At 55.2% G+C, this 25,902-nt stretch carries 32 protein-coding genes and 1 tRNA gene; 22 read left to right on the top strand and 11 right to left on the bottom strand.

Translation table 11 applies throughout. The features are described from left to right. A complete protein-coding gene (locus tag DSD30_RS21530; RefSeq protein ID WP_157967651.1) occupies positions 1-171 on the bottom strand; it encodes a hypothetical protein in 171 nt (56 codons plus the stop codon). A gap of 226 nt (positions 172-397) precedes the next feature. On the opposite strand from DSD30_RS21530, the gene DSD30_RS10725 reads away from it, so the two are divergent. Genes DSD30_RS10725 through DSD30_RS10710 form a run of 4 tightly spaced genes read left to right on the top strand, consistent with a single transcriptional unit; the run spans position 398 to position 1,971 of the window. After that, positions 398-1,105: an NlpC/P60 family protein gene (locus DSD30_RS10725; protein ID WP_157967650.1), complete on the top strand. Its 708-nt coding sequence runs from the start codon at positions 398-400 to the stop codon at positions 1,103-1,105. Next, positions 1,102-1,422, top strand: a complete 321-nt coding sequence (locus tag DSD30_RS10720) for a hypothetical protein (protein ID WP_114009595.1) — start codon at positions 1,102-1,104, stop codon at positions 1,420-1,422. Before DSD30_RS10725 ends, DSD30_RS10720 begins: the two co-directional genes overlap by 4 nt. Positions 1,423-1,424: 2 nt before the next feature. Beyond that, positions 1,425-1,769 carry a hypothetical protein gene (locus DSD30_RS10715; RefSeq protein WP_114009594.1) on the top strand — a complete coding sequence of 115 codons (345 nt, stop codon included), beginning with the start codon at positions 1,425-1,427 and terminating at the stop codon, positions 1,767-1,769. Then, positions 1,717-1,971 carry an Rz1-like lysis system protein LysC gene (locus DSD30_RS10710; protein ID WP_157967649.1) on the top strand — a complete coding sequence of 85 codons (255 nt, stop codon included), beginning with the start codon at positions 1,717-1,719 and terminating at the stop codon, positions 1,969-1,971. Before DSD30_RS10715 ends, DSD30_RS10710 begins: the two co-directional genes overlap by 53 nt. 98 nt (positions 1,972-2,069) lie before the next feature. On the opposite strand, the gene DSD30_RS21525 is transcribed toward DSD30_RS10710, so the two are convergent. The 3 genes from DSD30_RS21525 to DSD30_RS10695 form a co-directional block, all read right to left on the bottom strand. Continuing rightward, a complete protein-coding gene (locus DSD30_RS21525; RefSeq protein WP_157967648.1) occupies positions 2,070-2,264 on the bottom strand; it encodes a hypothetical protein in 195 nt (64 codons plus the stop codon). A 143-nt stretch (positions 2,265-2,407) separates the two neighbouring features. Next, positions 2,408-2,686, bottom strand: a complete 279-nt coding sequence (locus DSD30_RS10700; protein WP_114009591.1) for a hypothetical protein — start codon at positions 2,684-2,686, stop codon at positions 2,408-2,410. A gap of 546 nt (positions 2,687-3,232) precedes the next feature. Beyond that, positions 3,233-3,309: transfer RNA gene (locus tag DSD30_RS10695), tRNA-Met, on the bottom strand. 253 nt (positions 3,310-3,562) lie between these two features. Here DSD30_RS10695 and DSD30_RS10690 point away from each other — a divergent pair. From DSD30_RS10690 to DSD30_RS10680, 3 genes are all read left to right on the top strand, one after another. After that, entirely contained in the window at positions 3,563-4,156 is a 594-nt protein-coding gene (locus DSD30_RS10690; RefSeq protein WP_114009590.1) for a TetR/AcrR family transcriptional regulator, read from the top strand. A 127-nt stretch (positions 4,157-4,283) separates the two neighbouring features. Then, complete coding sequence (locus tag DSD30_RS10685; protein WP_114009589.1) at positions 4,284-5,075, top strand: alpha/beta fold hydrolase; 792 nt, start codon at positions 4,284-4,286, stop codon at positions 5,073-5,075. A 232-nt stretch (positions 5,076-5,307) separates the two neighbouring features. Beyond that, complete coding sequence (locus tag DSD30_RS10680) at positions 5,308-5,895, top strand: hypothetical protein (RefSeq protein WP_114009588.1); 588 nt, start codon at positions 5,308-5,310, stop codon at positions 5,893-5,895. 90 nt (positions 5,896-5,985) lie between these two features. On the opposite strand, the gene DSD30_RS10675 is transcribed toward DSD30_RS10680, so the two are convergent. Further along, entirely contained in the window at positions 5,986-6,906 is a 921-nt protein-coding gene (locus DSD30_RS10675; protein WP_114009587.1) for a metallophosphoesterase family protein, read from the bottom strand. A gap of 730 nt (positions 6,907-7,636) precedes the next feature. Here DSD30_RS10675 and DSD30_RS10670 point away from each other — a divergent pair. The 6 genes from DSD30_RS10670 (at position 7,637) to DSD30_RS10645 (ending at position 11,890) form a co-directional block, all read left to right on the top strand. Continuing rightward, entirely contained in the window at positions 7,637-8,002 is a 366-nt protein-coding gene (locus tag DSD30_RS10670; protein ID WP_245418425.1) for an NUDIX domain-containing protein, read from the top strand. A 312-nt stretch (positions 8,003-8,314) separates the two neighbouring features. After that, positions 8,315-8,818, top strand: a complete 504-nt coding sequence (locus tag DSD30_RS10665; RefSeq protein ID WP_114009585.1) for a GNAT family N-acetyltransferase — start codon at positions 8,315-8,317, stop codon at positions 8,816-8,818. Between the two features lie 270 nt (positions 8,819-9,088). Continuing rightward, the gene (locus DSD30_RS10660) at positions 9,089-9,757 is read left to right on the top strand and encodes a DUF1285 domain-containing protein (RefSeq protein WP_198662894.1); all 669 of its coding nucleotides are present in this window, start codon (positions 9,089-9,091) and stop codon (positions 9,755-9,757) included. Further along, on the top strand, positions 9,754-10,383 hold the full coding sequence (locus tag DSD30_RS10655; protein ID WP_114009584.1) for a CoA pyrophosphatase: 630 nt from the start codon (positions 9,754-9,756) through the stop codon (positions 10,381-10,383). The genes DSD30_RS10660 and DSD30_RS10655 overlap by 4 nt, the downstream gene beginning before the upstream one ends. Beyond that, positions 10,380-10,646 carry a DUF6111 family protein gene (locus tag DSD30_RS10650; RefSeq protein WP_114009583.1) on the top strand — a complete coding sequence of 89 codons (267 nt, stop codon included), beginning with the start codon at positions 10,380-10,382 and terminating at the stop codon, positions 10,644-10,646. The genes DSD30_RS10655 and DSD30_RS10650 overlap by 4 nt, the downstream gene beginning before the upstream one ends. Beyond that, on the top strand, positions 10,643-11,890 hold the full coding sequence (locus DSD30_RS10645) for a CCA tRNA nucleotidyltransferase (RefSeq protein ID WP_114009582.1): 1,248 nt from the start codon (positions 10,643-10,645) through the stop codon (positions 11,888-11,890). Before DSD30_RS10650 ends, DSD30_RS10645 begins: the two co-directional genes overlap by 4 nt. A gap of 121 nt (positions 11,891-12,011) precedes the next feature. Here DSD30_RS10645 and hemF read toward each other — a convergent pair whose 3' ends face one another. Next, positions 12,012-12,929: an oxygen-dependent coproporphyrinogen oxidase gene (gene hemF / locus DSD30_RS10640; RefSeq protein WP_114009581.1), complete on the bottom strand. Its 918-nt coding sequence runs from the start codon at positions 12,927-12,929 to the stop codon at positions 12,012-12,014. Next, positions 12,926-13,393 (bottom strand): tRNA (cytidine(34)-2'-O)-methyltransferase, encoded by a 468-nt coding sequence (locus DSD30_RS10635; protein WP_114009580.1) that lies wholly within the window; start codon positions 13,391-13,393, stop codon positions 12,926-12,928. Before DSD30_RS10635 ends, hemF begins: the two co-directional genes overlap by 4 nt. Positions 13,394-13,767: 374 nt before the next feature. Between DSD30_RS10635 and DSD30_RS10625 the strand changes: the two genes are divergently transcribed. From DSD30_RS10625 to DSD30_RS10595, 7 genes are all read left to right on the top strand, one after another. Next, positions 13,768-15,591 (top strand): ABC transporter ATP-binding protein, encoded by a 1,824-nt coding sequence (locus DSD30_RS10625; RefSeq protein ID WP_114009578.1) that lies wholly within the window; start codon positions 13,768-13,770, stop codon positions 15,589-15,591. A gap of 429 nt (positions 15,592-16,020) precedes the next feature. Next, positions 16,021-16,545: a ubiquinol-cytochrome c reductase iron-sulfur subunit gene (gene petA, locus DSD30_RS10620; protein WP_114009577.1), complete on the top strand. Its 525-nt coding sequence runs from the start codon at positions 16,021-16,023 to the stop codon at positions 16,543-16,545. Between the two features lie 30 nt (positions 16,546-16,575). After that, positions 16,576-17,829, top strand: a complete 1,254-nt coding sequence (locus tag DSD30_RS10615; protein ID WP_114009576.1) for a cytochrome b — start codon at positions 16,576-16,578, stop codon at positions 17,827-17,829. A 22-nt stretch (positions 17,830-17,851) separates the two neighbouring features. Then, the gene (locus DSD30_RS10610; protein WP_114009721.1) at positions 17,852-18,733 is read left to right on the top strand and encodes a cytochrome c1; all 882 of its coding nucleotides are present in this window, start codon (positions 17,852-17,854) and stop codon (positions 18,731-18,733) included. Positions 18,734-18,904: 171 nt separating this feature from the next. Then, positions 18,905-19,780, top strand: a complete 876-nt coding sequence (locus tag DSD30_RS10605; RefSeq protein WP_114009575.1) for an S-methyl-5'-thioadenosine phosphorylase — start codon at positions 18,905-18,907, stop codon at positions 19,778-19,780. Positions 19,781-19,795: 15 nt separating this feature from the next. Beyond that, a complete protein-coding gene (locus tag DSD30_RS10600) occupies positions 19,796-20,341 on the top strand; it encodes an adenine phosphoribosyltransferase (RefSeq protein WP_114009574.1) in 546 nt (181 codons plus the stop codon). A gap of 309 nt (positions 20,342-20,650) precedes the next feature. Further along, positions 20,651-20,842 carry a YgaP family membrane protein gene (locus tag DSD30_RS10595; protein WP_114009573.1) on the top strand — a complete coding sequence of 64 codons (192 nt, stop codon included), beginning with the start codon at positions 20,651-20,653 and terminating at the stop codon, positions 20,840-20,842. A gap of 111 nt (positions 20,843-20,953) precedes the next feature. Here DSD30_RS10595 and DSD30_RS10590 read toward each other — a convergent pair whose 3' ends face one another. After that, positions 20,954-21,862 (bottom strand): LysR family transcriptional regulator, encoded by a 909-nt coding sequence (locus tag DSD30_RS10590; RefSeq protein WP_114009572.1) that lies wholly within the window; start codon positions 21,860-21,862, stop codon positions 20,954-20,956. 154 nt (positions 21,863-22,016) lie between these two features. Between DSD30_RS10590 and DSD30_RS10585 the strand changes: the two genes are divergently transcribed. Together DSD30_RS10585 and DSD30_RS10580 are read left to right on the top strand one after the other, a co-directional pair. Next, positions 22,017-22,556 carry a cytochrome b gene (locus tag DSD30_RS10585; RefSeq protein ID WP_114009720.1) on the top strand — a complete coding sequence of 180 codons (540 nt, stop codon included), beginning with the start codon at positions 22,017-22,019 and terminating at the stop codon, positions 22,554-22,556. Positions 22,557-22,617: 61 nt separating this feature from the next. Then, positions 22,618-23,196, top strand: a complete 579-nt coding sequence (locus tag DSD30_RS10580) for a YceI family protein (protein WP_114009571.1) — start codon at positions 22,618-22,620, stop codon at positions 23,194-23,196. A 76-nt stretch (positions 23,197-23,272) separates the two neighbouring features. On the opposite strand, the gene ychF is transcribed toward DSD30_RS10580, so the two are convergent. Genes ychF through DSD30_RS10565 form a run of 3 tightly spaced genes read right to left on the bottom strand, consistent with a single transcriptional unit; the run spans position 23,273 to position 25,796 of the window. Continuing rightward, entirely contained in the window at positions 23,273-24,373 is a 1,101-nt protein-coding gene (ychF, locus tag DSD30_RS10575) for a redox-regulated ATPase YchF (protein WP_114009570.1), read from the bottom strand. A gap of 1 nt (position 24,374) precedes the next feature. Next, positions 24,375-25,130: an aminoacyl-tRNA hydrolase gene (gene pth, locus DSD30_RS10570; RefSeq protein WP_114009569.1), complete on the bottom strand. Its 756-nt coding sequence runs from the start codon at positions 25,128-25,130 to the stop codon at positions 24,375-24,377. Positions 25,131-25,181: 51 nt separating this feature from the next. Beyond that, positions 25,182-25,796 (bottom strand): 50S ribosomal protein L25/general stress protein Ctc, encoded by a 615-nt coding sequence (locus DSD30_RS10565; RefSeq protein ID WP_114009568.1) that lies wholly within the window; start codon positions 25,794-25,796, stop codon positions 25,182-25,184. Positions 25,797-25,902: the final 106 nt, after the last annotated feature.

Raw genomic sequence — 25,902 nt, 5'->3', positions numbered from 1 at the left:
TCAATGAAATGTGTGGTCTTTGTGGCTCTGGACACAGCGCTCCAGTGCCTCGACGCGTGCATCTGTTAGCAAGGCGCGCAGGTGATCGGTGTCGGCCTCATTTTCGGTGAGCAAGATGGCTCGGTTTATGAGTGAGACGATTTTGGGCCATGGGGCGGGATTGTCGGACATTCTTTTCTCTTCATCACACTGAGACAGATTGGATCATAAAGGGGATCCAATGATTCCGCTTGTATTAAATCAGGGCAATGGGGTGTGTTTTGATCACCTCGTGCGCTTGTGGATCGATGCCGTAGCGGATCCAAGATTTGGCTGCTGAGTGGCCACAATAAACACCTCACCAAAGTGACTTGAGATAGCTGCCCTTGAGGCGGCTTTTTTTATGAGGACAATGAAAATGAGAAACCTCTCAACTGAGCAGCTCCGGCGCGTGCAAGCACGGCTCAAGGCATTGGGTTTTGATCCGGGGCCTATTGATGGCGTGCCGGGGCCGATGACCTCGGCGGCGATCATCGCCTTTAAAAAGTCGGTCAATCTCAACCCGCGTGATAAGGTCGGGCCGATCACTCTGCGGATGCTGTTTGAGGTCAAGACCAAGGCCAAAGGGGTGGTGCTGGACATTCCGCCTCTCGCTCGCCCGCTCATCCAGCGCCTTGGCTGGCATGAGGGGCGCAATACGTTCGATCTCATGAATTGGTTTCGCTCTTTTGGCAAAGTGCTGGGCAATCCTAAACAATTGCCTTGGTGCGGCGAGGGGGCGGAAAATGCCGCGTTGGAAATGTTTCCATCTGTGCCGGTGCCGTCCAATCCGTTCTTTGCGCAAGACTGGCGCTTTTATGGCGTTGATGCCGGCGGACCGCTGGTCGGCTCTTTTGGGATCATCCGTTGGAGCAAAGATGCTGGTCATATTGGGGTCGTAGCCAACTATGACCGTAAGACCGGCATGGTCACGCTGCTGGGCTGCAATCAGAAAAATCAGATCCGCTATGACAGTTTCCACATTCGTCATTTCATTGCGTTTCGCGTGCCGCCTTCCGAGGCTGGCAAGATCTATGCGCCTTTTGCAGGGACGAGGCCATCCTCTGGATATGGGGCAACACGATGAGCGAGACAGTGCCAAAAACAAAGGGCTATTTGTTGGCCGATCCGGCCTATGCTCATGCATGGCGGGTGCGGCGGCTTTGGCGCCCTCTCTTTGCCTTGGTCTTCATTGCCTTCTTTGCGGCCTTGGCGCTGACGGTGCTGCTATTGCTGGCCGTGGGTCAGGCTCAGCTCGGTGATGCGTCCAGCCTGCTGATTGCCATGGTTGGCACCGGCGGCGTGGTCACCGGGGCTCATACGGTTGGCCGGTCGTGGGAAAAGCGTCACGGCGCTGACGGTTTCTTTCCATCGGATCCGGGGCGAATGGAGGCGGGTGATTGATCATGTTGCTTAAGCTTTTAACAGATCGGCGCTTGTGGTTTGCCGGGGCTGCCCTCCTAGTCGTGGGCGGTGCCTATGGCAAGGGGCGGCTGGACCAATCCCGCATTGCCGAGATCAAGGCTCAGCAAGTGCAGCTCGATCTCAAGGATAACAAGATCGAAAGCCTGACCCAATCCATCAAAAGTAATGCCGAGGCCTTGGAAAGTGCTGTTATTCGCGCGCAAGACCGTGAGGCCGAACAATCAAACCTTGAGCAGAAGGTAAAAGACTATGAGGCGCAATTGGGTCAAGCTGATGCTTGCATCCTCACTGATGATGACGTTAGCCGGTTGCAAATCATCCGGTGAGCTGGTGGCTGCGGCTCAATTGCCGCCCATGCCTGCCGATCTGCAACGTCAGTGCGCGGATCCGGGCGTCCAGACCGGTCGAGATGCGCGGGCGGTGATCGCCCGCCATCGTCAATCCTTGGCAGAGTGCCGCAATCGTCACCGCGACACAGTGCAATTCTATAAGCAGGTGCGTGGTGTGCGTGTGAGGGCTGGCCAATGATCTCTCAGTCGGAAACCAAAGTAGCTGCCGCATTGGGGGTCAATGGAATGGCATATTATTGGGATCAATATTTCAATCCCATTTTGCAGGGTGTCCTGCTAATCTTCACTATCGTTGCCATGTTCATGCTGATCCTGAATAGATGGGAAGATTGGCGGATTAAGCGCAATCAGCTCCGAGAGGCTGAGGCCGCTGCCAAATAAAACAAAAGCCCGCCGGTTAATCCCGGCGGGCTTTTTTTGTTCTTTGCTAACATTCGTGCCTGCCGCAACAAAGGTCGGTTCAGAGCCCAAGGTGTACCATCCCAAGGCTTGTGGTTTTCCCGCAGCCACTAAGATGAGATTAAAAAAATTTCTTCAATGCAGTTGTCGAACGGGATTGAAAAAGGCCGCATCGCTGCGACCAGTGTTGGCTCTACTCGTTTTCCCTCGACCTATTACTTGGTGCCTACCAAATCTGTGAACGCTGCTTTTCCGCTGCCGCTGCCTTTGACCAATTTGGGAGATTTGTTGAGTTTAAAACCGTTCTTGACTTTTGCCGCGGCCCCTATGTGGCACCCAGGAGAACCGTCCATGTGAACACCAGGAGTTCCACCTCTTGATCGGCAGTCCTTCTTGTATGCCTCCCATTCTGAATGGGACATCGCGCTTGCTGCTGTTACTGCAAACGGGACAATAAACGAAGCGATGAGAAGGGAGCGGTGAATGGTTTTCATAATCAAATCCTATTTCTTTAATGTCACAACCAATCGTATGACGCAGCGTAGCAAAGATCGGTTCAAAAGATACGTGATTTTTCTTACAAAGCCTCCCTTGATCGTTTAAAAGCCAGAATGGCCTCTCAAGATAGGAGCCTATGCTTGTTTCATTTCGAGCGGACTGTCACTGCAGATGAGCTGATCACGCAACCAAGCTAATTTTTCAAAGCCCGCTTTGTCCGCACTCATGCCAATCGTACGTGCAGATTTGGGTGGCACCTTGTGCAGCGTTATACGTTCCGCAATAAACGTGTTTTATGGGGTTAAAGCTGTTCTGCAAACACGTGCAATGCAGATTCAGAGAAACCTAGAGCGGTCTCCCTAAGGGAGAAGGTTGCGCAAAGAGAAGTGTCAGTCAGAGCGAAGTGGAAAATCGCGGCGAAATGCCTAAACTGGGAGGGCGAATGAAGAACAAAAATGTAAAACTTTTCAAAGAAAAGTGTAAAACCAAAAGTACTAGGAGTTTTTGAAATTAAGTATCTATTTGATTTGTTTGGGAAATTTTGGTAGCGGAGGAGGGACTTGAACCCCCGACACGCGGATTATGATTCCGCTGCTCTAACCAACTGAGCTACTCCGCCAAACCAACAAAAAGCCTCATTGGATGAGACGTGAGCGGGTTATAGGCATCGTGTTTGGAGCTGTCAAGCTGGCATTGGCACAAGTGGACAGAAATTGCGAATTTGTGCATAACGGCGCAGGAAGCGTCGTGATGTCGCCTCCATAAGTGAATGTGAAGGGCCTGCATTTTGCCGGTCCGGCTGGCACGATGACGGGGCAGGCATATTGGTCCCTGATCCGCGAAAGCTGACCCAGAGAAACAGAAGATATCCCATGGCTCGCATCCCAGGCTCCAATGGCGAAAAGACTCTCAAGGCGATCTATGAGGCGGCAACCGACCTGATTTATCAGAATGGCTATGAGGCAGTGTCCCTGCGACAGCTGGCAAGTGCGGTGGGCATTCAGGCTGGGTCTCTGTATAACCATATCGCCTCGAAGCAGGACCTGCTTTACAAGCTGACATCGACCATCATGGTGGAACTGAACGGTGCGCTTGATGAAGAGTTGCGCGGCATCGAAGATCCGGTTGAGCAGCTCAAGACCTATGTTCGTTTTCACATCACCTATTATGCTGCACGCAAGAAGCAGGTCTTTATCGGCAATTTCGAACTGCGCAGCCTTCAGGGCGAAAATTATCGTAAGATTGTTGTTCTGCGCGACCAGTATGAAAAGAAGCTGGTGGACATTCTCGAGCGCGGTGCAGAAGAAGGTTGCTGGGCTGCCGCCGACATGCGGATGACCGCCAAAGCGCTTATTCCGATGCTGACCGGGGTTTGTGTCTGGTATGACCCGCGTGGCGGCTATTCGATTGCAGATCTGGTCGAGAAATACTCCTCTCTGATCTTCCATGGAATCAGCAACAGCTGATCTTCGGGCCTGAATCCGGAGCCAATTTGCTCTGCGGTCTACGCGACTATCGCAGGGCTGGCCTCGCTGGTCCGGTTGTGCAGGAATGCGTCCTACTTTCAGACCAAGCACAGCCGGAGACCTATCCATGTCCAATGCCAAGCTCAATCATACCATCATGGGACCGGATCAGGAGGGTTATGAGGGGGCTGTGGTGGTGTTCCTGCATGGCTTTGCCGGAGATCTGAATGGGTGGGCCAACTTGCAGATCGGGTTGTCATCCTCTGTCCGCAGCATCGCGTTTGATCTGCCCGGTCACGGCAAATCTCTTGATTATCCTGATCCGTGCAATGCCGTTGTGGCTGCCAAGGCCGTAATGGCCGATATGAAGGCGTTGGGGCTGTCCAGAGTGCATCTTGTGGGTCACTCAATGGGGGGCGCTGTTGCGGCGCTGATCGCGCTCCGAGAGCCTTCTTTGGTGGCGTCCCTGACATTGATTGCGCCGGGGGGCTTTGGCTATGAGATCAACCAATCCCTGTTGCGCAATTATGCCAAGGCAGCCGATGTCGATACCATCCATATGCTGCTTGAGCAGTTTTTCGGCTGGGAGTTTGAGGTGCCTCGGGCCCTGGCCGAACATGAGGCCAGACATCGGACCTGTGCAGGGGCGCTCGAGGCCTTGCAGGCGACCGCAGAGGCGATCATCGATGGCAAGGTGCAGAAGGTGCTGCCGCTTGAGGAACTGGGCAAGCTGTCCATGCCAATCAAGGTGATTTGGGGGACGCAGGATCGTGTTTTGCCAACCCGTCACAGTCATAAGCTGCCGCCGATGATTGCTGTGCATGTTTTTGATCGGGTCGGTCACATGCCGCATCTGGAAGTGGGGCGTGGCGTGTTGGCATTGATCCGGCAAAATATTACAGCCGGGCGCACTGCCTGAAGCGGACTGGGGTGTTTTAACGGGGCGCGCCTTTTGCGGGTGAATCCATGTTGCGCACATGTCTTCATATTTGATTAACCTTCCTTAACCGCTTATAGTGTCTTACGAAAAAATGCCCATTGGCAAGGGGCCTGCGATTCTAGCAAATGGGGCCCTGTTGGCCGCAAGGGAATCACTCCCGGTCAGATGATCAATCGGCGCGCATGAACGCATTTGTGAGATGGTACGAGACATGGATGAGCAGCAAAAATCTGAACCGGTTCGCAGTCTTGGTCGCGCCATTCGCGATGTGAGGATTGCCGATGTTGAGCAGAATAGCGTCATTGTCGAGCTGGGCGATACAGAGCGGGCGCGGCTTGAACTGCTGGGCGAGGCGCTGGTTGATGTCGAAAAGGAATTGCCCGACGACATGGATATGCTGACCTTCCAGATTGTTCCGGGCCGCAAGCCCCGCTTCTGGGTGGATATCACTTCCTTTGTCGAGATGGCACGCGACAAGCGGACTTATCGCTTCTTGAAAGATACGCGGCTTGGCCGGGTCGTTCTGTCGGAGAGCACCGATGTGGAAGACACTGCTGATGCAGTGACCCATTATCTGGCAGAGCGGATCATCGAGCGCGAAAAAGCGATGGAATCCGACTATCTGTTGGAGAAACTGGGCAAGAGTGCCGTCGATGAAACAGCGGTCGAGGGCGCCAAGCGCGCCAAGACTGCCAAGGAAGGCAGTGGCTTTGGCGGCGTGTGGTGGTTCCTGCTGGGCATTTTGGCCGGGGCCATCGGCCTTGTGCTCTATGCCTGGTTTCTGCCTACCAATTTCTGATCGGGGGTTGCCTGATCTTGCCAATTGAATGCAAAGAGCCGCCTTACGAACTGTAAGGCGGCTCTTTGCATTTGGTGCTGGTACCGTTCGTTACGCGTCGGAAAAGGGCAGTATCTGGCTGTTGATTTCGATGACGGGCGGTACGGTCGCGGAAGGCTCTCCTTGCGGGTAGCCACGCTCGATGAGCCGGCAGGACCACTGACCGGGTTCTCCTGAAATTTCGAACAGATTGTAGCGGGCTGGTGGCTTGTGACTGCCAAGGCCCTGTGAGGCGCTGGGGACACAAACGACCGGTACGGCAGCGTCAGGACCGGGCAGGACATTTTTGGTTGCCAGATGGGTGTGCCCATGGAGCACGAGCTCGGCTCCGTGTGACTTGATCACGGCGCGAAAACGCGAGGCGCCAATCAGACGCTTGTGCCAGTGGGTGGCGTTGCGACAGGGGGGATGATGGATCATCACCACCCGGAAAAGCCCGTTTGCCTTGCAATGGTCAAGGATCTGTCCCAGCTGTCTGGCCTGTTTGGAGCGGAAATAGCCGGTTGCCATCAGAGGCAGGGTGGCCCGAGCGGAATTGACGCCAATCAGGGCCACATTGTTGCGGACCCGCAGATAAGGGAAGGCGTGCTCTTCGGATACCGGTTCGTCGCCCGTCAGATAGTGGGTCCAGGATTTTTCCGCGATCCGGCGCGCATAGGGAACATAGGCATCATGGTTGCCCTGCACGATGGAGACGTCATGCGGTGTTCCCAGCGTCTCGAGCCAATCGCGGGCATTGTCGATCTCGTTGGGCAGGGCCAGATTGACCAGATCGCCTGTGACCGCCAGATGATCAGGTGCCTGTGCCTGCAGGTCATCGATCAGGCCATCGAGAATGGCAGTGGTCAGCACGCCCTTGCGATTGCGCCGCCAATTGACATAGCCAAAGATGCGCTTGTTGGCCAGTTGGCGCAGGGTTGGGCTTGGCAAGGGGCCGAGATGCGGATCGGAAATATGGGCGAGACGAAACATAGAGCTTGAGCCTGTCAGTCGAAGGGGCAGGCTTGGTCTGGCCGCTTTGGTCCGTCGAAGCCGTATGATGTCATTCAAGTGCTTGGGCCATCGCGCTTGCTTGGGCCATCGCTCTGGCACTTGCGACAGCGATTAGTCTCTTTTTGCAGTCAGGTCCAGCCGCTTTCTTGCAAATTCCGGTTCGGTTTGGGTAAAAATGGGCCAAAATAACAAAGCGGCGAGACTTCATCGAAGTCTCGCCGCTTTGTTCAGAGTGTCTTATCTGTCTGCTGGCCACCATTCGGAGCCTGGCAGTTGATGATTAGACCAGTGGGTTGATCAGGGTGTTGACAACCTTGCGGTCAGTCATGTCGACTGCCGGACGCCAATGATAAGCAGGCGCCTTTTTGGACTTTTTCAGAAACTTCATCATGATCAGGCTCCTGTTGATCAATTTTTGTGCATCGTGTGCTGAAATTTACAGCAAAACTCTTAATTGCGCGCTGATATGCCTCAAACAGGCGGCTTTCAGTAGCGATAATTGTGCATAACAGCTTTGCATTCCGTGAATAGGCTAAGGAAAATGAACGTTCTCAATATGTTATCAAAAGCGAAAATTTCTCTCCATTTGCCAAAATGGTTGATAAGTTTATTTGTCCTCTTCCAGTCGGGGTTTCGAGGGGTTTCGCTTGGTGTGCGGGTGGTCATTTTGGATGCAGAAGGTGCTGTCTATTTGGTCAGGCACAGTTATATGAAGGGGTGGTACCTCCCCGGCGGTGGTGTTGAGCGGGGGGAAACCGCGCTGGAAGCGGCAAAAAGGGAGGTCGCCGAGGAAGCGGGCATTCAGGTGACCGGAATGCCTGAGTTGCACGGGGTGTTTCTTTATGATGGCTATGCAGTGCCTGATCACATTTGCTGTTTTATCGTGCGGGATGGGCAGTGGATCCCAATGGACGGTGCCAGTTCCAATGGCGCGTCTGGAGATGGGGAGATTGTCGAAGGTGCGTTTTTCGCGCCTGAAGCCTTGCCAGACGGGGCCACGGCCGCAACACGCGCGCGCATCAAGGAAATTGTCGGAGATGGGCCGGTCGATGACCGGTGGCTGCGGCGGGCTTGAAGTTGTTTGATCAAATGCTGTTTTGCTGTTAATTTCGGCATATTGTGCGGCAAAATTTGTCTTTATATCATAAAATATCATGTAGACAGGATTTCGATGCCATGCTAGGGGAGGCAGACAAACAGAATTGGACCACTGAAATGATGCGACGACGATGACAAATGCAAGGCACCGTTCCTCATGCAGGCCACAGGCCGTATGAGCGGTGTTGAATGATCTCGTCAAGGGGGATAACAGGAAAGCTGTTTCACCTTCAAAGCTTCACTAGAGTGTGTGATTGCCCATCCTGGGCAATGGAAATGGAACTCCGACATGTGCCGGTCTGACTTTAATCTGGAGCGCGAATTGCCGCTCCATGTGGATGCGATTGAACAATTGCACAGGGACGCCTTTGGCCCCGGACGGTTTGCCCGTACGGCTTTTCGTGTGCGCGAGGCGGTGGAACCCGAACCATCCCTGAGCTATGTCGCCCTGTGTCATGGGCATATGGCCGGATCCGTGCGTCTGTCGCCCATTACGATTGGTACATGCCGGGCCTTGTTGCTGGGACCTTTGGCGGTGCATCCGAACTTCAAGAAGAAGGGTGCAGGCGCCTTGTTGATGGAAAAGGCGATCGAGGAAGCCAAGGCGCTTGATTATTGTTCCATTCTGCTGGTCGGTGACTATGACTATTATTGCCGCTTCGGGTTCCAGCGGGTGCCGGTTGGCAAAATCGCCTTACCCGGCCCGGTGGATCCGATGCGTGTGCTTCTGCTGCCTTTTGACAAGGCCGAAGCGCATGCTTGCGAAGGGGTTGTGCAGGCTGGCGTCAATTGATTTCCGCCGGCCCTTTGCTCGCTCTTTCCTGACCCTGAGCGGGATGCGATGCCCAGCCTTGCTTTGCATTCAGTCAGGACTTGCCACGTTCCCATTGGAATAACCCTTGTCTTTGGGTCGTTGTGAACCCATTCTAATGTCATGCGCGATTCACGATGGACTGGAAGCCGCATCCGAAATGAGCATTCGGGTGGGGTGGTCCTTGTGCGTGATCGTCAGGGCATTGAGGCAAGGGAACTGAGTAAGGAATCGGGGCAAGGAAATTGGGGAATGTCTGACGGATACATGCATGATGACAAGCAGGCTGACGATGGTAAGGATGCGGGCGATGTTGCTCTGGCGTCGATGCCAGCCAGCCTTGCGGCCTTGATCCGTCGGTCGGATGGTCCTGCGGGCCGCCCGCTGCCGCCGGTCGATCAATGGAGTCCGGAATTTTGCGGTGATCTCGACATGCGGATTGCGGCAGACGGGACGTGGTTCTATCTTGGCACACCGATCGGGCGGTTGCCGTTGGTCAAGCTGTTTGCGTCGGTTCTGCGCAAGGATGCCGATGGCAAGACCTATCTGGTGACACCGGTCGAGAAAATCGGCATCTCAGTAGAGGATGCGCATTTTCAGGCTGTTGAAATGGCAAGCGACGGCAACTCGGAGACGGGCGGGCGGTTGACGTTCCGGACACAATTGGGGGATCTCGTCCAGCTCGATCAGGATCATCCCATGCGGTTCGAGCTCGAGGCAGAGACAGGCGGCCTGAAGGCCTATATCCGCGTTCGCGGTCGTCTTGAAGCGCGCCTGACGCGCGCCTTGATGTATGACCTGATCGCTTTGGCCGATGCTGGCAAGGAGCCCCATGCGGATCAGTATGGGATCGCCAGCGGTGGTGCTTTCTTTCCGATTTGCTCGTTGGCAGAGCTTGAGGCTTTCGAGGTGCATGCATGAGCGACTTTTCTGCCCCGTCATTTCGGGATCGTGTGCTGGGCATTCTGCAACAGTGCGAAGAACAACAACGGGCGCCAGAAGACCGCACGCCGATCAAGGATCTGGCTTGGCATGAAGGCGAAGTGTTGCAGCTCAAGGATGCGGCGGTGCTGATCCCCATCGTCGATCGGGGAGACGAAGCGTCGGTGATCCTGACCCAGCGTACCCACCATCTGGCGTCCCATGCGGGGCAAATCGCCTTTCCCGGCGGCAAGGTGGATGCGGAGGATCTGTCGGCAGAGATGGCCGCCTTGCGTGAAGCGGATGAGGAAATCGGTCTGAAGGCCGAGTTTGTCGATATTTTCGGTCAGATGCGTCCCTATATTTCCTCGACCGGCTATCGGATTTTTCCAGTCTTGTCGACCGTTCGGCAGGGCTTTGATCTGGTGCCCAATCCGGGGGAAGTGTCTGATGTATTTGAGGTGCCGCTGCGTTTTTTGATGGATGCAGCCAACCATCAGAGAAAAAGCGCGGAGTGGCGCGGAAAAACCCGCCATTATTTTGCAATGCCTTATGGAGAACACTATATCTGGGGTGTTACTGCTGGCATTTTACGCAACCTTTATGAGACGGTGTATTCTTCATGATCCGCGTTTTGATCACTCAGGTCATCCTGTTCCTGCTGCCCTTCCTTTTGTATGCGGGTTATTTGTTCCTGACCCAGAAACTGAACCGTCAGGCGTGGATCGATGCGCCGCGCTATTGGTTGATTGTCACCGGGCTGGTTTTCACCCTGGCTGGCTTTCTGATCATGTCGCAAATTAACAACAACTCGCCCGGTGGGACCTATGTTCCTGCGCATTTTGACAATGGGGTGGTTGTGCCCGGGGAATTCAAGAGAGCGGAATGAGTGCGAACGAACGGTTTTTTCTCGTAACGGATGATTGTGCCTTTGATTGGCTCAATCGGCCGGATTTGCAGGCGCTCTTCACCTTGCTCAATCGCGACGGACACGAGGTTCGGGTTGTTGGCGGGGCTGTCCGGAACGCTCTGCTCGGGGAACCTGTCGGGGACATTGACTGCGCCACCACGGCGCCACCTTCGCTGGTGATGGATTGGGCGCGGGCCGAAGACATTCGGGTGCTGCCAACGGGGCTGGACCATGGCACCGTGACATTGTTGATCGATGACACGCCTTTTGAGGTCACCACCCTGCGTTCAGATGTCGAAACGGACGGGCGGCACGCCAAGGTGGCTTTTGGCAGCGACTGGGCGGAGGATGCCCGGCGTCGAGACTTCACGATGAATGCCCTGTATCTGGACCATGAGGGGCGCCTTTATGATCCGACCGGGCTGGGCATTGCGGATGCGCGCATTCGCTGTGTGCGGTTCATTGGTGATGCTTCAGAGCGGATTGCCGAGGATTATCTCCGGGTGCTGCGCTTCTTCCGGTTTTATGCCCATTATGGCAAGCATTTCAGCGACCAGGACTATCACGCCTGCATCGAGGCGCAGAGCAATCTGTCCTCCCTGTCTGCCGAGCGGGTGGGGGCGGAAATGACCAAGCTGTTGCGCGGAGCCTATGCGTCCGAAGCTCTTCAAGTGATGCATGAAGGTGGTATGCTGGGCGATATCTTGCGCTGCGTGCCGCGCTTGGGACGGTTTGACCGTCTGGTGTCGATGTCGCGCGAAATGCATCTGAAACCGACCGTGCCTTTGTTGCTGACGGTTTTGTGCGTCAAGGTCGAGGAAGATGCTTTGCGGCTGGCGCGGACCCTGCGGTTGCCAAACCGTATGCGGGACCACATGGTCCGGTTGGTCAATGGGGTTGGCCCCATTGATGATATGTCTGAGGAAAGATTGCAGCAGCTTGCCTATTGGCATGGCAAGGATGTGGCACAGGATCTGGCCATGCTGGCCCTTGTCTACCATCAAATCGCGCCTGACCTCACCTCCCTGTCGATGATGATGCGCAATCTTGATCTTTGGGACGCTCCGCGTTTTCCGATCAATGGGCGGGATCTGATTGCCTTTGGCATCAAGCCCGGCCCAAAGATGGGCGAATGGCTGCATGATCTGGAGACGCTCTGGGTGGAAAGCGGTTTCGCGATGGGCAAGGCTTCTTTGCTGGCCCGCAAGCGTATGCGTCGCTGACTGGGTCGTGTGTTAGCCGTTCCGGACCCGATTGCCATCATACAGAATGATTTGAAAAAGCGACCCACAGAGGACTGAGGGTCGCTTTGATTGTTTCATGGGCTGAAAGGCTGGTCAGCTTTCAGGGCCATTTGACCTCTGGCGGCATGGAGGACAGGATCGAGGCGACATTGCCGCCGGTCTTCAGGCCAAAGATCGTGCCGCGATCATAAAGCAGGTTGAATTCCACATAGCGGCCGCGCCGGATGAGCTGTTCTTCGCGGTCTTCCGGCGTCCATGGATCTTCCATGTTGCGGCGGACGAGCTTGGGATAGATGTCGAGGAAGGCAAGGCCGACATCCTTGGTGAAGTCGAAATCCGCCTGCCAGTCGCCCTTGTTGTGGCGATCATAGAAAATGCCGCCAATGCCGCGCGACTCATCCCGATGGGGCAGATAAAAGTAGCGATCACACCAGGCTTTATAGGCGTCATAGTCGGCCACAGCATGCGCGTCACAGGCACGTTTCATGGCGGCGTGGAAATCTTGGCTGTCCGGATCGTCCTGCACCCGGCGGCGATCCAATACCGGGGTCAGGTCAGCCCCGCCGCCAAACCACTGCTTGGTGGTGACGATCATCCGGGTATTCATGTGAACCGCCGGGACATTGGGATTGTGCAAGTGGGCGATTAGTGAAATGCCAGCCGCCCAGAAGCGCGGGTCGTCCGATGCACCAGGGATCTGGTCGCGGAACTGTGGGGCGAACTCCCCGTGAACGGTGGAAACATGCACGCCGACTTTCTCGAACACCCGGCCCTTCATGATCGCCATGGTGCCGCCGCCGCCCTTGGTCCCGGTATGGTCGGTGCGCTCCCATGGGGTGCGTTCGAACCGGCCCGGCTTCATCTCCGCATTCGGTCCTTTGATGTCATCCTCAATGGCCTCAAAGCTTGCGCAGATCTGGTCGCGCAGCTCGGCGAACCATTGGGCGGCCAATTGCTTCTTGTCTTCGATGTCGTGGGGGAGGCCGTCCGGCAAGGTCGAATTGATGGTCTCGGTCATCTCGGAAAGGCTTTCAATTGACGCATGGCTTCGGTCGCGACCATGGCAGTGGAAATGGCAAGATTGAGGGAACGCTCGCCTTGCTTCATCGGAATCGTCATGCGGATGTCGGCTCTGGCATGCACATCGTCTGGCACGCCGACGGATTCGCGACCAAAGAGCAGAATGTCGCCGTCGGCATAGGGTATGTCGAGGAAGCTCTGGTTGGCCTTGGTGGTGGCCAACACGAGGCGTTTGTGTTCATCGCGCACCCAGTCCGAAAAGTGATCCCACGACAGGTGCTTGGTGTATCGAGAGCGTTCGAGATAGTCCATGCCCGCCCGTTTCAAGGTGCGATCGCTGAGTGCGAACCCGCAAGGCTCGATGATATGGACATGCAGGTCAAGACAGGCGGCCATCCGCAAGATGGTGCCGGTATTTTGCGGGATGTCGGGCTGGTAAAGGGCAATGGATAAGTCAGTCATACATCTGGTTTCGCGCAAGTGACCGGCAATGGCAATGGTCTTTGTCGAACTTTTGCGTCTTGGTGCGGTGATTTCCCCGCGCTTTGCTTGCCATCTGCTTTGCTCGAGGGCGCAGGGAGCCACGGTGCGGCCCTATTGGCTGGTCGGATGCAGCAAGGATAAACCGGATGGTTTGACGGGAAATCGTGGGAATAATGTCACAGATTTGCCGCAACTGCGGGAAATGGCTGATTTGTTCACCTTTTCTTCCCTGATATGATAGGGTCCGGCTCTCTTCGCTGGATGGGCCCCAAGCTGGTATCGCGTCTGTCGCCTGTTCGAACATCCATTCAACCAAACCAATCCTTTTCACGCAGTTCTTTTGGAGCCATGCGATGTTTTCGCGTTTTGAAAAACTGGTTGATCCGTTCAAGCTGGATGCATTGGAACAGCCGCCCACGTCCTTCTGGGGCTTCTGCTGGCACTATACCAAGCCGATTGCGCCCTATCTGCTGCTCGTTTCGCTGATGAGTGCCACCATCGCGGTCATTGAAGTGGCGCTCTATGGCTTTGTCGGGGATCTGGTCAACTGGTTCTCAACCTCGACACCAGAGACCTTTTTTGACGATCATGGCGACGAATTGCTGTGGATCGGTATTCTGGTCCTGTTGGTCATGCCGGTGATCGAGTTTGTCTGGCAGTTCCTGTTTCATCAGACAATCATGGGCAACTATCCCATGTCGATCCGGTGGCGGGTTCACCGCTATCTTTTGCGCCAGTCGATGTCCTTTTATCAGGACGAGTTTGCCGGGCGTGTCGCCCAAAAGCTGATGCAAACGGCGCTCGCGGTGCGTGAGGTCATCACCCGGATGGCCGATGTGTTCGTGTTCGTCACGGTCTATTTCATGTCGGCGCTGTTTCTTCTGTCTCAGGCGAAATGGCAGATGGCCATGCCGATGGCGATGTGGATCGTCGGCTATATCGGCGTGTTGGTGATCTTTGTGCCGCGCCTGCGGGAGATTTCCCGCAAGCAGGCGGATGCGCGCTCTGACATGACCGGCAAGATTGTCGATGCCTATTCGAACATCTCGGTCGTCAAGCTGTTCTCCCATGCGGCGCGGGAAGACAATTATGCCAAAGGCTCAATGGTCGGCTTCATGGATGCAGTCTATCGGCAGATGCGTCTGGTGACCGTGCTCGAGATCGCGCTCAAGACGATCAACCAGTTGCTGTTGCTGGGCACTGTGGTGGTCGCCATCTATTACTGGCATCAGGGTGTGGTCACACCCGGTGACGTGGCACTTGCAACGGGTCTGGTGCTGCGGTTGCGTGGTATGTCGGAATGGATCCTTTGGGAAGTGGGCGGTGTGTTTGAGAATGTCGGGACGATTCAGGACGGGATCGGCACGATTTCCCAACCCCAGATCGTGCTCGACAAAGCATCCGCTGTTCCTCTTGCGGTTCCTCACGGAAAAATCGAGTTCGACAAGGTCTCGTTCGATTATGGCAAGGAAGATCCGGTGATCGATCAACTCGATCTGGTCATTCGACCGGGCGAAAAGATCGGTCTGGTTGGCCGCTCCGGAGCGGGCAAGTCAACGCTGATCAATCTGCTGCTGCGCTTCTATGATCTCAAGTCCGGAGCGATCCGGATCGACGGGCAAAGCGTCTGCGAAGTGCAGCAGGACAGCTTGCGCGCCCAGATCGGGGTGGTGACACAGGATACCTCGCTGTTGCATCGGACGGTGCTGGAAAACATCGTCTATGGCCGGGAAGGGGCGTCTGAAGCTGAAGCCATTGCTGCGGCAGAAAAGGCACAAGCCTTGGACTTCATTCATGGGCTTGAGGACAATTCCGGTGGCAAAGGGCTTCATGCGCAGGTTGGAGAGCGGGGCGTCAAGTTGTCCGGCGGCCAGCGGCAGCGGATCGCCATCGCACGGGTTCTCCTCAAGAACGCGCCGATCCTTGTGCTGGATGAGGCAACTTCGGCGCTGGACTCCGAGGTCGAGGCGGCCATTCAGGACAGCCTCAATCTGTTGATGCAAGACAAAACGGTGTTGGCGATCGCGCACCGGCTGTCGACCATTGCCTCGATGGACCGGCTGATCGTCATGGATGCTGGCCGGATCATCGAGATGGGCAGTCACGAGGAGCTGCTTACCAAGGGTGGTCTCTATGCCAGCCTGTGGGAACGGCAATCGGGTGGTTTCATCGCTTGATGGCGTCGGATTCGGGGCGTCGCCCCGACATTTGATGTGTAAAACAGGCGGCATGGTTGTGATGGTGAGAATCAGTGCAGCCTTCCCCAAAATCGCAGCCCGCCGGGCTCCTTGATGGAGGTCGGCGGGTTTTTGCGTGTCTTTTCCACCCGGAAAGGATGGTCTGAGACATATTGTCCCAACGTAGAGCTGCATAAGACGAATGTGTGATGCACATATAGCCACAAATCGCACTAGATTGGTTTGCCGCTCTGGACAAGGCGGTGTTTCAATGCAAAAAGATATCCGCAGATGTCCGCCTTTAGGACGTCTTTTATTGAATTGGCTCGTCTGACGTCGTGGGACCGAAACATCCAGCAGTAAGGATGTCTGACTAAGGTTTGGAGAGGGCGAGCTTGAGTTGGACACTGGTTAGAAGAGGACCTAGCCTTGGCTACCAGCGATAAGGCAGAACATACCCGCCGCGATTTTCTTTACATCGCAACTGGCGCGTTTGGGGCCGTTGGCGCAGCTGCGCTTGCTTGGCCATTTATTGACCAGATGAATCCCGATGCTTCCGCACTGGCACTTGCTTCGATCGAAGTGGATGTTTCTTCTCTCGAAGAAGGCCAGGGCATTGTCGCCAAATGGCGCGGAAAGCCGATTTTCATCCGGTATCGTACACAGGCAGAGATTGATGCGGCCAAGGCCGTTGATGTCGCGAGCTTGCGAGATCCACAGACCGATGTAGAGCGTACCAAGCCAGGAAAAGAACAATGGCTGGTGCAAATCGGTATCTGTACGCATCTTGGCTGCGTGCCACTGGGTGAGTCCGGCGACTATGAGGGCTGGTTCTGCCCATGCCACGGTTCGCACTATGACACCGCAGGGCGTATCCGTAAGGGGCCAGCTCCGCTGAACCTGGAAATCCCGCCTTACGAATTCCTGTCCGATACTGTTATCAAGATCGGCTGACGCACGGCATTTGTCTTAAGGAGACCAGTTATGAGCGGACATTCGACTTTCGAGCCGCAGAACGGGTTGGTTAAATGGATGGAGCGCCGCCTGCCGATCATCAGTTTCGCGCACGGCTCCTTCGTTGCATACCCTGTTCCGAAGAATCTCAATTACTTCTGGACCTTTGGTGCCATCCTCGCGATGTGCCTTGTCGTCCAGATCATCACCGGCATTGTGCTGGTCATGCATTATACGCCCAATACCGCGATGGCTTTCTCTTCCGTCGAGCATATTATGCGCGACGTGAACTGGGGCTGGTTCATGCGTTACATGCATGCCAACGGCGCGTCGATGTTCTTCATCGCCGTTTATATCCATATTTTCCGCGGCCTTTACTATGGTTCCTACAAAGAGCCTCGTGAGGTTGTCTGGATTCTTGGTGTGGTCATCTTCCTTCTGATGATGGCAACCGGCTTCATGGGCTATGTTCTGCCTTGGGGTCAGATGTCCTTCTGGGGTGCGACCGTTATCACCAACCTCTTCTCGGCCTTCCCGGTTGTCGGTGGTCCGATTGTTGAGTGGCTGTGGGGTGGCTTTGCCGTTGATAACGCAACGCTGAACCGCTTCTTCTCGCTGCACTATCTGCTGCCATTCATGCTGGCTGGCGTTGTCGGCCTGCATATCTGGGCCTTCCACGAAGTGGGCAACAACAACCCGACCGGCGTTGAAGTCAAGGACAGCAAAGACACCGTCGCATTCACGCCATACTACACGGTGAAAGACCTGTATGCGATCATCGTCTTCTTCATCTTCTTTGCGTGGATGATGTTCATGGTGCCGAACTTCATGGGCCATCCGGATAACTATATCCCGGCTGATCCGCTTGTCACGCCTCCGCACATCGTGCCGGAATGGTACTTCCTGCCATTCTATGCGATCCTGCGTGCTGTGCCTGATAAACTGGGCGGCGTGTTGCTGATGTTTGGTGCGATTGCGGTTCTGTTCGTTCTGCCTTGGCTGGATACTTCCAAGGTGCGTTCGATGAACTATCGCCCAATCGGTCGTATTGCTTTCTGGATCTTCGCTGTAACCTGTCTGGCCCTTGGCTATCTGGGTGCGAAGCCGGCGGAAGGCAATTATGTGATTGCGTCGCAGATCTTCACCGCGCTGTATTTCGCATATTTCATCATTGTTCTGCCTGTGCTCGGCTTTATCGAAAAGCCGAAGGAGCTGCCTGCTTCAATCAGTGAAGCGGTCTTGGCGAAACATGGCGGATCTGCTGCTGCAGAACCTGCAGAATAACGGGCGAGGAAAGGGTAAAACCATGATTACGCTGACCAAAAACACGGTTCGCGCGCTCGTTGTAGCTGGTGCCATGGCGGTGTCATCCGCCGCAGCACTGGCCGCAGGTGGTGGCGTGCATGTCGAAAAGCAGGACTGGAGCTTCTCTGGCCCGTTCGGCAAGTTTGACAAGGCACAATTGCAGCGTGGCTTCCAGATCTACAAGGAAGTCTGTTCCAGCTGTCACTCGTTGGAGTATATTGCCTTCCGTAACCTCGGCGAAGAGGGTGCGCTTGGCTATAACGAAGAGCAGATCAAGGCTCTGGCTGCCGAATATGAAGTCGAAGATGGCCCGAACAGCGATGGCGAGATGTTCACCCGTCCCGCCAAACCGTTCGATCGCTTCCCGTCTCCATTTGCCAATCCGGAGGAAGCCAAGGCTGCCAACGGTGGGGCCTATCCTCCTGATCTGTCGCTGATCACCAAGGCACGCGCTGCCAATGTTGGTCCGGACCTGCACAATCAGTTGCTCACCGATCTGGTGCGCATGATCTGGCATCCGATCACCACCTATCAGGAATATGGCGCCGACTATGTCTATAGCCTGCTGACCGGTTACAAGGATGAAGTGCCTGCCGAACTGGCTGAGAAAGTCGGTGACAAGCATTACAACCCATTCTTCGCCAATGGTGTTGCTATCGGCATGGCGCCGCCATTGTCTGATGAGCTGGTGGAATATACCGATGGTACGCCGATGACGCTTGAGCAATATGCCAAGGACGTCACCGCATTCCTGATGTGGACGGCAGAACCGAAGCTGGAAGAACGCAAGCGCGTTGGTATCAACGCCCTGATCTTCCTGATCGTCTTTGCCGGTCTGCTGTTCTTCACCAAGCGCAAGCTGTGGTCCAACGTCGATCACTAGGGCCTGCCGGGTGACAAGATTGGAAAGGGGCTTTTCGGAGCCCCTTTTTTTGTGTGCAAATGGCTTTTTCCTTTCGGTTGCCATCAGGCTTTGGCAAACTGCCCGGCGAGGCGTTTCGACCCGAAGCGATGGGCGAGAGGCTGGATGCAGGCAGACAATGGAGTGGGGACGATGACAGAAGCGGTGTTGGGCATTATCGGAGGATCAGGGCTTTATGATCTGCCCGGATTTGAAAATGGCGAGTGGGTGACCATCGACAGTCCCTGGGGCGCGCCTTCGGATGCCGTGCGGATTGGTGAGTTGCATGGCCGCAAAACTGTTTTCCTGCCCCGCCATGGGCGCGGTCATGTGCATAGTCCCAGTGAGATCAATTATCGCGCCAACATCGATGTGATGAAACGGGCCGGGGTGACCGATCTGGTGTCTGTCTCCGCCTGCGGCTCCTTGAAGGAAGCCTATGCACCGGGCAGTTTTGTGCTGGTGGATCAGTTTATCGATCGCACCTTTGCCCGCGAGAAAAGCTTTTTCGGCTCGGGCTGTGTGGCCCATGTTTCGCTTGCTGACCCTATCAGTCCGGCGCTGATGGATATGGTTGAGGATGCCGCCAAGCAAGAGAGGCTCGACTATGCCAAGGGAGGCACCTATCTGGCGATGGAGGGGCCGCAATTTTCCTCGCTTGCCGAGAGCCAGCTTTATCGCAGCTGGGGCTGCGACGTGATCGGCATGACCAACATGCCAGAAGCCAAGCTGGCCCGTGAGGCAGAGATTTGCTATGCGACGGTGGCGATGGTGACCGATTATGATTGTTGGCACCCGGACCATGGCAGTGTTGATATCAAGGATATCATTCGCGTGCTGCAGGAAAATTCCGAAAAAGCGCAGCGGTTGGTGGCCCGTTTGGCCCAGATCATGCCAAAGGACCATGTCGAGTGCCCGATTGGGTCGGACAGGGCGCTTGAATATGCATTGGTGACCGCTTATGACCAACGTGATCCGAAGTTGATGGCCAAGCTGGACGCTGTGGCCGGGCGCATTCTGAAGAAATGACAAGTGGAGCAACCCATGCAAACCAGTGAAGCACTCGACCTCAAAAGCCTGATCCGGTCGATTCCGGATTATCCCAAAGCCGGGATTATCTTCCGCGATATCACCAGCCTGATCGCGCATGGCGAGGGATTTCGTCAGTCGGTGCGCGAACTGGCGGCACCTTATCAGGGCAAGGGCATTTCCAAAGTGGCAGGCATCGAGGCCCGTGGCTTCATTTTTGGTGGGGCGATTGCCGATCTGCTGGGCGTCGGTTTTGTGCCGATCCGCAAGCAGGGCAAGCTGCCCGGCGAGGTGGTCGGTCAGGACTATGCGCTCGAATATGGCACCGACCGGATTGAGCTGCATGCAGATGCGATCGCTCCGGGGGAGAAAATCCTGCTGATTGATGACCTGATTGCCACTGGCGGAACGGCTGTGGCGGCCTTTGATCTGCTCGACCGGGTTGGTGGCGAGATTGTCGCTGCTTCTTTCGTGATCGATTTGCCTGATTTGGGCGGTGCAGCCTTGCTGCGCGAGAAAGGCATCGAAGTGCATACTTTGATGGCTTTTGAAGGTCTTTGAGATTGTAAATCGGGCGACTTACGCGCGATCCGTTTGATGCCATCTGTGGAAGCCACCCTGCTATGCAAAAATGGGGTGGCTTTTTTTGTTCTCCACTGTTTTATTCATAGCTTTACAAAAGGCGGAGGCGAAAGCAATGTTTATTAATTTCAAACACTTACAATGAAGTTGCGACCAACTTCTCCGTGTTGTGTCTACCTTTATCGACTTTTGGATCTGTGACCGATGCGCACATATACGGGCGTACCAACCGAAATTGCGTAGTTTTGCGGTACAATCTCCCTTGTATGACAATAAGGGAGAAGGCTCATGAGAGAAAATGTTGGCTCTACCGATCGCACGTTTCGGATCATTATTGGGTTCGTGCTGCTCGGAATGATTTTCTTCGAACCAGTTGGCTGGTGGGGATTGCTTGGACTTGCTCCTTACATTTCCGGTATTTTCCGCGTCTGCCCACTCTATAATCTTGTTGGCTTAAATACCGTTGCTGCAGTGCGGTAAGCCGTGGGGATGCCGCAGCATGGAGACCGGACAATTGATCCCTGGCGGATCGTCAATAGCCGAGCTTGGTTCAAGCCCGGCTTTTTTGTTGCCTGACAGCTGCTGCTCTGATTACCGCGACGAAAGGGCGGGATTGCCATCGGCAAAATAGTGCGCGAGGAAATCGACACAAAGGCGCACCTTGCTGGCCACGTGGCGGCTGTGAGGGTAAAGCGCATACAGATTATGCTCAGCATGGGTGAGATCCGTCAGCAGGGGGACCAAATGCCCGTTCCTGATGTCATCTTCAACCACGAAGGAGGGCGCGCAGCCTATGCCAAGGCCACAAAGGGCCATCATGCGGCAGGAATCGGCGCTGTCAGTGAGATACTGTCCTTTGACACTGATCATCCGTGTGCCCTCATCCGTCTCAAACTGCCAATTGTTGCGGCCTCGATGATTCATGTCGACGATGCATTGATGGGCGAGCAGGTCTTCGGGGTGTTGCGGGGTGCCATGGGCAGCGAGATAAGTTGGCGCGGCAAAGAAGCTGATAGAAATTGGCAGCAATTTGCGGGCAATGAGGCTTGAATCCTCAAGTTTGCCGATACGGATTGCCATGTCATAGCCTTCGTTGACGATATTGACGAAGCGATCGGTCAGCTTGGTTTCAATGGAAATGCCCGGATGCTGTCGCAAGAAGGCAGCAAGAGCCTCCGTCAGGCGGTCCTGACCAAAGGAGACCGGGGCGGAGATCCGCAAATGGCCCACCGGTGTGGCCTGTCGATCCCGCGTGACCGTCTCCAGCATGTCAAAATCGGCAATCAGCTGGGCACATTCATCAAAATAGGCCTGCCCCGCTTCCGTCAGGGCCATGGAGCGGGTGGTGCGATTCAGCAACCGCACGCCAAGGCGCTCCTCCAACTGACCGACATATTTGCTGGCCAAGGCGGCTGACATGTCAAGGCTTTCGGCACCCTTGATGAAGGAGCCTTCATTGACCACGGCGCAGAAGGTGCGCATCCCCAAAAGTGTATCCATGGGATTATCAATACATCATTGATTATGAATTGCCAATTCTGGTGTTTAAGTCTCAGCATTGGCACTCCATTTTATCAGCCATCGGCACTGTTATGTATATGAAGGCATGAAACAGTGCGTAGCAATGAGTTGTAGATCATGAATGGACCCGCACATGACCATCAAGAACAGTGATAGTACCTATGGATGGCTTTCCCGTCTGTTGCATTGGGGTATGGCCTTGGCGATATTCATAATGTTTGGGCTGGGAATATGGATGCGCGGGCTCGACTATTACAGCCCATATTATCGATCTGCGCCGGATTTGCATAAATCGGTTGGCTTGCTTCTGCTGGCTTTGCTGCTGCTCCGCTTTGTTTGGCGTCAGGTGAACAAAGTACCGTCCGATAATCATCTGGGCCGCTGGGAGCGACTTGGCTCGCACGTGGCGCATCTGGCCTTTTATGGTCTGCTTCTGGTCATCATGGTGTCCGGCTATTTCATTTCCACCGCTGATGGCCGCGGCATCGCCGTGTTCGGTCTGTTCGAAGTGCCCTCGCTCATCGAGCAACGCGGCTTGGAAGATGTCGCCGGTCTTGTCCATGAATGGCTCGCATGGGGCGTGATTGGCTTGGCCGGATTTCACGCGCTGGCAGCTCTCAAACATCATTTTCTCGATAAGGACGTTACCCTGAAGCGCATGCTTCGCGGCTAGGGCGACCTTGCTTCAAACTGGATCTTAAACGTAACATCTCCCACTCAAAAGGAATCTTCCCATGTTCATCAAAAATCTTCGCGCTTTCGCCGTTGTTGGCGGCCTCGGTCTCGCTGCTGCAGTTGCCAGCCCTGCACTGGCTGCTGACTATGTGATTGACACCCAAGGGGCGCACGCTTCCATCGCTTTTTCTGCGTCTCACCTTGGTATTTCTTACACCACCGGTCGCTTCAACACCTTTAGTGGTGACTTCTCCTACGACAAGGATGCTCCGGCAGCCTCCAAAGTGGCGGTCGAAATCGAAACAGACAGCGTTGATACCAATCATGCCGAGCGTGACAAGCATTTGCGCACCGCCGATTTCCTGGAAGTCAGCAAATATCCAACTGCGTCCTTCGTATCCACCGGCATTGAGCTGACCGGCGACAAAACCGCCAAAATCACGGGCGACTTCACCTTGCGCGGTGTAACCAAGCCAGTGGTGATCGATGCAGAATTCGTTGGTGAAGGCAAAGACCCTTGGGGTGGCTATCGTGCAGGCTTCAAAGGCACCACTTCGATTGCGTTGAAAGATTATGGTTTCAAAATGGATTTCGGAACCATCGATCTGACCTTGAATGTTGAAGGTGTCCGCAAGTAAGACTTGCCGCTCAGACAACAAAAAACCGGTCTGGAGCAATCCAGACCGGTTTTTTTATGTGTGGTTGTTGGCGTGATCAAGTGTTGAACTTGAAGAGCATGACGTCGCCGTCCTGCACCACATATTCCTTGCCTTCGTCGCGCGCCTTGCCCGCTTCCTTGGCCGCGGTCTCGCCACCCAGAGAGACATAATCATCATAAGCGATGGTCTGGGCGCGAATGAAGCCACGCTCGAAATCGGTATGAATGACGCCAGCAGCTTGCGGGGCACGGGAGCCTTTGGTCACGGTCCATGCGCGGGTTTCTTTCGGACCTGCGGTGAAATAGGTGATCAGGTGCAACAGGTCATAGCCAGCGCGGATCATCCGGTCGAGGCCCGGTTCTTCCAGCCCGAGGGTTTCGAGGAATTCTTCCTGTTCCTCTGCGTCCAGCTGAGAAATTTCGGCTTCAATGGCGGCCGAAATGACCACGGCGCCGTTGCCCTGCGCGGCGGCCATTTCCTCGACCGCTTTGGAGAAGCTGTTGCCTGTGGCTGTGCTTTCTTCGTCGACGTTGCAGACATAAAGCACTGGTTTGGTGGTCAGCAGGTTGAGGGCCTTGACGGCCTTGCGTTCTTCTTCGTCCGCCGTGTCGAGCATGCGGGCAGGTTTGCCGTCATGCAGCAGCTCGAGAATGCGGTCCATCAGGGCGACCTGAAGCTTGGCTTCCTTGTCGCCGGTCTGGCCGCGCTTGCGCAGGTTGGCGACGCGGCGCTCAAGGCTCTCCATATCAGAGATCATCAGCTCGGTTTCCACCGTGTCGGCATCGACCACCGGATCGATCTTGCCTTCGACATGGGTGATGTCTTCGTCTTCAAAGCAGCGCAAGACATGGACAATGGCGTCCACTTCGCGGATGTTGGCAAGGAACTGGTTGCCGAGGCCTTCACCCTTGGAGGCACCACGCACCAGACCGGCAATGTCAACGAAGGTGAGGCGGGTCGGGATGATTTCCTTGGACCCAGCAACCTTGGCGATGGCATCCATGCGGGAATCCGGCACGGCCACGTCACCGGTATTTGGTTCAATGGTGCAGAAGGGATAGTTGGCGGCCTGAGCGGCTGCCGTTTTGGTCAGTGCGTTGAACAGGGTGGATTTGCCGACGTTGGGCAGGCCGACAATGCCGCATTTGAAACCCATACTAGTTATCCTTCTTGACCGACATCAGCTTCTTGAGAGCTTCGGCCATTGCGTTTTTCGGGGCCGCGTCCGACGTGCTTGTTGGCGTCGCGCCCTTGTCTGATTTGACTGATTTGACTGATTTGTCTGAATTATCTGGTTGGTTCTGCTCGGCCTTGTTCTCCGGGCGCGCCTTTTTGTGGCCATTGACGGGAGGGTTCAGCGTGTGGCTGAAATCTGTCATGAAGCGGCCGAGATCTCCGGCCAAAAGGCTTGGTGCAGACTTGGCGAGCGCATCGATCAATGGCTCGAGCCAATCACGATCGGCCTTGGCAAAATCGCCCAGCACCCATTGAGTGACCCGGTCACGGCCCGGATGGCCGATCCCCAGACGGACGCGATGAAAATCGTTGCCGATATGGGCTCCGGTGGAGCGCAAGCCATTGTGTCCCGCGACACCGCCACCAAGCTTGGCCTTGACCTTGCCGGGGGCCAAATCAAGCTCGTCGTGATAGACGAAGACATCCTTCGGCTCAATCTTGTAGAAGCGACAGGCTTCCGCAACAGAGCGACCGGATTCATTCATATAGGTGGTAGGCTTGAGCAACAGGGCTTTGTGGCGACCGATCTGGCCTTCACAGACTTCACCCTGAAATTTGCGCCGCCAAGGGGAAAAATTGTGCTGGCGGGCGATCTCGTCCACTGCCATGAAGCCGATATTGTGGCGGTTGGACGCATATTTGGGTCCGGGGTTACCAAGTCCGACAAGCAGATACATGGAATATCCTCCCGAACCCTGATTTCGTCAGGTTCTGTTAGACAGGACCTATTATTCAGCTTCCGCTGCTTCGTCTTCTTCGCCTTCTTCTGCTTCATTGAAGCCGGCAGGAGCAGCGATGGTGACGATGGTGAAGTCGCGATCAGTGATGGTTGGGGTCACACCTTCCGGCAGAGCAACTGCGGAAATGTGGATGGAATCACCGAGGTCAGCGTCTTTCAGATCGATGACGATGGATTCTGGAATTTCAGTCGCTGGGCACAGGACTTCCACTTCACGGCGCACAATGTTCAAAGCACCACCACGCTTGAGGCCTGGGCAGGTCTCTTCGTTGAGGAACGTAACATGCACACCAACAGTGATTTTGGTGCTGCGGGAAACGCGCAGGAAATCAACATGGACAGGGAAGTCACGGACAACGTCGAGCTGGTAGTCACGTGGGATCACGCGGATTTTCTCGCCATCAATATCAACGGTGATGACGTGGGACAGAAAGCCGCCCTTCTGGATCTGCAATTCCGTTTCCTTGTAAGGGATGGAAATGGAGATGGGGTCTTTCTTGTCGCCATAGATTACGGCAGGTACGCGGCCAGCGCGACGCAATGCACGAGCGGCCCCCTTACCGGCCCGGTCACGGCGTTCTGCTTTGAATTCAAATTCAGCCATTTGAGAACTCCTAAAAAGATCAAAAAAGGGCCGATCCATCGGCCCATTTGCTGCAACTCCTCCAAGGGTGTAGAGGCAGCTGGAGGGCTTATAGGGCAAGATGGCG

The sequence above is a fragment of the Cohaesibacter intestini genome (genome assembly GCF_003324485.1).
Taxonomy (GTDB): Bacteria; Pseudomonadota; Alphaproteobacteria; order Rhizobiales; family Cohaesibacteraceae; genus Cohaesibacter; species Cohaesibacter intestini.
This window is presented reverse-complemented; position numbering and strand designations above follow the sequence as displayed.